The organism is Chitinophaga sp. (assembly GCF_035564935.1).
Lineage (GTDB): Bacteria > Bacteroidota > Bacteroidia > Chitinophagales > Chitinophagaceae > Chitinophaga.
Genome location: NZ_DATMTE010000837.1, coordinates 1 through 4,959, shown reverse-complemented (window position 1 = coordinate 4,959; position 4,959 = coordinate 1). Strand labels below are relative to the sequence as shown.

Sequence of the window (4,959 nt, the reverse complement as noted above, 5' to 3'; positions counted from 1 at the left end):
GCTGCGCAGGAGTGATCTTCTCTTTCTTGATATCCTGTAATACAAATCCCCGCTCCTTAGCCTTTGTTTCTTCCAGTATCTTTTTACAGGTACTGCAGGTCGACAAATGATAAATTTTATTCATTCTTTTTTATTTTTTTTATTTGTAAAGTTACTTCCTCATCTTATATGGTAGTACTATCTTAATTTTGCAGATTCAAATTAAATCATGTAGGTTTAGCAATGGAAAAGAAATTATTTTTACTGGACGCCATGGCGCTGATTTACAGGGCTTATTACGCCCTGATCAGGAATCCCCGCATCACCAGTGCGGGAAGAAATACCAATGCGCAGTTTGGTTTTACCACTACTTTACTGGACCTCATCAACAAAGAAAAGCCTACCCATATAGCCGTTGCTTTCGACACGCATGCGCCTACCGAACGTCATACCACTTACACCGATTATAAAGCCAACCGTGAAGATGCCCCGGAAGACCTCCTGGACGCATTGCCGGATATTAAACGGATCATTGAAGGATTCAATATTCCCGTGGTGGAGCTGGATGGCTACGAAGCAGACGACGTAATAGGCACGCTGGCATGGCAGGCTGCAGATGCAGGATACACGGTGTACATGGTAACCCCGGATAAAGACTATGGACAGTTGGTGCGTGATAATGTGTTCATCTACAAGCCGCCATACATGGGCAACAAGGAAGAGATCATGGGGCCTAAGGAAGTATGCGAAAAGTGGCAGATCAAAGACGTACACCAGGTAATTGATATTCTCGGCCTGATGGGTGATGCGGTGGATAATATTCCCGGTATTGCAGGTATTGGCGAGAAAACAGCCATGAAGCTGCTGGCACAATATCACTCTCTCGAAAATGTGCTGGACAACGCCGATACCATTGGCGGTAAAATGGGAGAGAAGATTAAAGCGGGCCGTGAAAACGCCCTGCTCTCCAAAGAACTGGCCACTATCATCACAGATGTACCGGTTACCTTCCACGAAGAAGATTTTTGCATCAAGGATTGTGATAAAGGAAAGCTCACCGATATTTTTATGGAGCTGGAATTTAAAACCCTGGGCAAAAGAATCCTGGGAGAAGGTTTCGCGGGCAGCGCCAGCGTGGAAGCTAAGGCACGCGTAGTACAAACAGACCTTTTCGGTACTACTGTAGTTACAGAAGAAATTACAGTAACCGCCGAAGAAACAGTAGAAACCGGGAATATCCTGCTGGCAGATAAAAATATTCATAACACCCCTCATGAATACGAGGTAATTGATACCCCGGAAAAAAGAACCGCCCTGCTGCAACAATTACTGCAGCAGTCAGAAGTCTCTTTTGACACGGAAACTACCGGCACGGATGCCAACGAAGCGGACATTGTAGGCATGAGCTTTTCCTTCAAAAAAGGATCTGCCTATTATATTCCCATGCCGGCAGATAATACCGCGGCCCGCGCCATCATTCATGAATTTACTCCGCTGTTCCAGCATCCCAACATTGTGCTTATCGGGCAGAATATCAAGTACGATATGCTGATCCTGAAATGGTACGGCATGGAAATTACCACCACCCTGTTCGATACCATGCTGGCCCATTACCTGATTGAGCCGGAAGGCCGCAGGAGCATGGATGTGCTCAGTGCCCAATACCTCCAGTATGAGCCGGTTTCCATAGAATCGCTCATTGGTAAAAAAGGAAAAGGCCAGGGCAACATGCGGGATGTGGAGATAGAAAAAATTAAAGAATATGCTGCGGAAGATGCCGACATCACATTGCAGCTGAAAGAAAAATTTGCGCCGATGCTGCCTGAAAAGGCGGTAGACAAAGTTTTCTACGATATTGAAAATCCGCTCGTGAAAGTGCTTGCCGATATGGAGTATGAAGGCATTGCCCTCGATACCCTGGCACTGGCAGATTACTCCAAAGAACTGGAAACAGAGATCAAACGGGCGGAAGAAAGCGTATATGAGCAGGCCGGCGTGCGTTTCAAACTGGCATCTCCAAAGCAACTGGGAGAAGTACTGTTTGAAAAATTACAACTGGATCCAAAAGCAAAGAAAACCCGCACAGGCCAATATGCCACCGGCGAAGACGTATTGCAGAAACTTTCCAACAAGCACAAAATTGTAGAGGATATCCTTATTTTCAGGGAACTGAGCAAACTGAAATCCACCTACGTAGATTCGTTACCGTTATTGCTGAATAAACGCACTAACCGGATCCATACTTCCTACAACCAGGCAGTGGCGGTAACCGGCCGTTTAAGCTCCAATAACCCGAATCTCCAGAACATCCCCATCCGCACAGACCGGGGACGTGAGATCAGGAAAGCATTTATTCCCCGCAATGAAGAATTTGTGCTGCTCTCTGCGGATTATTCGCAAATTGAGTTGCGCATTATTGCCGCCATCAGTGAAGACAAAGAAATGATGGCCGCCTTTCAGCAGGGAATAGACATCCACGCTGCTACTGCCGCAAAAGTATATAACGTAGCGTTGGAAGATGTTACTTCCGATATGCGCCGTAATGCAAAAAGCGTCAACTTCGGGATCATTTACGGCGTAAGTGCTTTTGGATTGTCTGAAAACCTGGGCATTCCCCGCAGTGAGGCAAAAATGCTGATCGATAACTATTTCGCGCAGTATCCATCTATCAAAAAATATATGGACAACCAGATAAAATTTGCATCTGAAAACGGGTATGTTCAAACCATGCTGGGACGCAAACGCTGGTTAAAAGACATTAACTCTTCCAATGCAGTGGTTCGTGGCTTTGCGGAAAGGAATGCTATTAATATGCCCATCCAGGGCACTGCTGCAGACATGATAAAGCTGGCGATGATCGCAATACATAAAGCATTCAAAGAACAAAACCTCAAGTCCCGCATGCTCCTGCAGGTACATGATGAATTGGTTTTTGATGCGCACCGTTCTGAACTTGATATTATTAAACCCCTTATATTAGAGCTTATGCGTAACGCCTTACCCCTGGCTGTTCCCGTTGAAGCGGAAATGGGCACCGGTAATAACTGGCTGGAAGCGCATTAAAATTCGGCTGTAGCAGGTAGCTTTTAGCAGGTAACAACTGATCCGGGAAAATTTTCCCGTAGGGTGTTAAATGCTAAAAGCTAATGAATTAAATGCAAAAAGCTGCTATTGTATTTCCCAAAACAGTTTACTAGTTTTCAAACATGATCCAAACACCTCGACTACAATTGTTGCCGTGCTCACTGGAGTATTTCGAATTGCTATTACAGGGCAACGATCATCTGGCCGACCTGCTTGGTATTTCTGTTCCGGAAGGTTGGACGGAGTACCCCGAAATGGTACTGGTAGCATATGATAAGTTGCGCAACGACCCTGCCATGCTGGGCTGGTTCTTTTACCTGGTGATTCACCGCGCGGATAAGCGTTTAATTGGCGCCGGCGGCTTTAAAGGCAAGCCCAATGAAGATGGACTTGTGGAAATGGGCTATGAAATAGCCGCCGATTACCGGGAAAGAGGATTGGGAACCGAAATGGCGGAAGGTCTTATCCGTTTTGCATTCGGGCACTCTTACGTTCACCGGGTAATTGCCCACACGGAAGAAGAATATAACGCCTCCGTTAAAATATTACAAAAAGCGGGGATGCGATTTGTAGGTACATTTAAAAATAAAGAAGGAGAAGATCTCTGGGAATGGGAGATCACCCGGAATCATTACCAGGAAAAATAACTGTAATTCACGCGAACAATCATTAAAAAGAAGCTGTAGCAAGCCCCGTTCATCCATCTTTTCGTCTGTCAAATACCCGCTTTCCCTTATTTTTGGTCCTTGTTTTTAAACCAATCATTGATATACTCATGAAGAAATGGATAATGTGTGCAGCCATGCTTTGCAGCGTTGGAGCCTATGCACAAAACAGTACCAACGTGGAGGGAAGCCGCTACCAGTTTACCGTTTTAAAGAACCTGGATGCAGGCGATGTGCAGAACCAGGGCCGTACCGGTACCTGCTGGTCCTTTTCCGGTCTCTCTTTCTTTGAATCAGAAATACTGCGTACCGGTAAAAACAAAGGACTGAACCTCAGTGAAATGTACGTAGTACGCAAAATGTATCCGTTAAAAGCGGCCAACTATGTACGTATGCACGGGAAAGCCAACTTCGGTGAAGGCGGTGGCTTCCCCGACGACCTGCTGTGCCTCCGCGAATACGGCCTGGTACCGCAAAGCGCATACGATGGCAACAAGGATAAAGTATACAACCACGCCGAAATGGAAAGTCTCCTGGAAGGTATGGTGAATAAAATAGGCAATGCACAGGGTACCATCAACCCCGACTGGTCAAAAGCTTTCGACGGTGTACTCAATGCCTATATGGGCGATGCTCCCGAAAAATTCCAGTATAACGGTAAATCCTATACGCCGCAGTCCTTTGCAAAAGAACTGGGCCTGAGTGCAGATGACTATGTACTGATTTCTTCCTTTACCCATCACCCCTACAATTCACAGTTTGTACTGGAAGTGCCTGATAACTGGAACTGGGAAAAAGTATATAACGTAAACCTGAATGACTTTACCGGCATCGCTGAAAATGCCATCATGAACGGTTACACCATTGCATGGGCAGCTGATGTAAGCGAAAAAGGATTCAATTTCAAAGAAGGACTGGCCATTATTCCTGAAAAAGACTGGGCTGATATGTCGGCCGAAGAAAGAAGAAATGCTTTCCTGGAACCAGGCAAAGAAAAAACCATTACCCCTGAAGTGCGCCAGAAAGCTTTCGATAACTTCGAAACACAGGATGATCATGGTATGCACATCGTAGGATTGGTGAAAGATCAGAATGGCAATAAATATTTCCGGGTGAAAAATTCCTGGGGTACCGACAATCCCGGCCAGGGATATTTCTATGCTTCAGAGCCTTACTTTGCTTACAAAACCACCTGTTACATGGTAAACAAAAAAGCGTTACCGGCAGATAT

3 protein-coding genes are annotated in these 4,959 nt (G+C 45.6%); all 3 read left to right on the top strand.

The window, feature by feature from the left end; genetic code table 11:
• Positions 1 to 222: 222 nt before the first annotated feature.
• Positions 223 to 3,042 (top strand): DNA polymerase I, encoded by a 2,820-nt coding sequence (gene polA / locus VN105_RS21830; protein WP_325644181.1) that lies wholly within the window; start codon positions 223 to 225, stop codon positions 3,040 to 3,042.
• A 143-nt stretch (positions 3,043 to 3,185) separates the two neighbouring features.
• Positions 3,186 to 3,710 carry a GNAT family N-acetyltransferase gene (locus VN105_RS21825; protein WP_325644179.1) on the top strand — a complete coding sequence of 175 codons (525 nt, stop codon included), beginning with the start codon at positions 3,186 to 3,188 and terminating at the stop codon, positions 3,708 to 3,710.
• A 128-nt stretch (positions 3,711 to 3,838) separates the two neighbouring features.
• A partial coding sequence (locus VN105_RS21820; RefSeq protein WP_325644178.1) for an aminopeptidase C occupies positions 3,839 to 4,959 on the top strand: 1,121 nt, incomplete at its 3' end.

What these genes read in the sequence shown, in the direction of transcription:
- polA (WP_325644181.1), top strand. Translation starts at nt 223, where the DNA reads ATGGAAAAGAAATTATTTTTACTGGACGCCATGGCGCTGATTTACAGG.
- VN105_RS21825 (WP_325644179.1), top strand. Translation starts at nt 3,186, where the DNA reads ATGATCCAAACACCTCGACTACAATTGTTGCCGTGCTCACTGGAGTAT.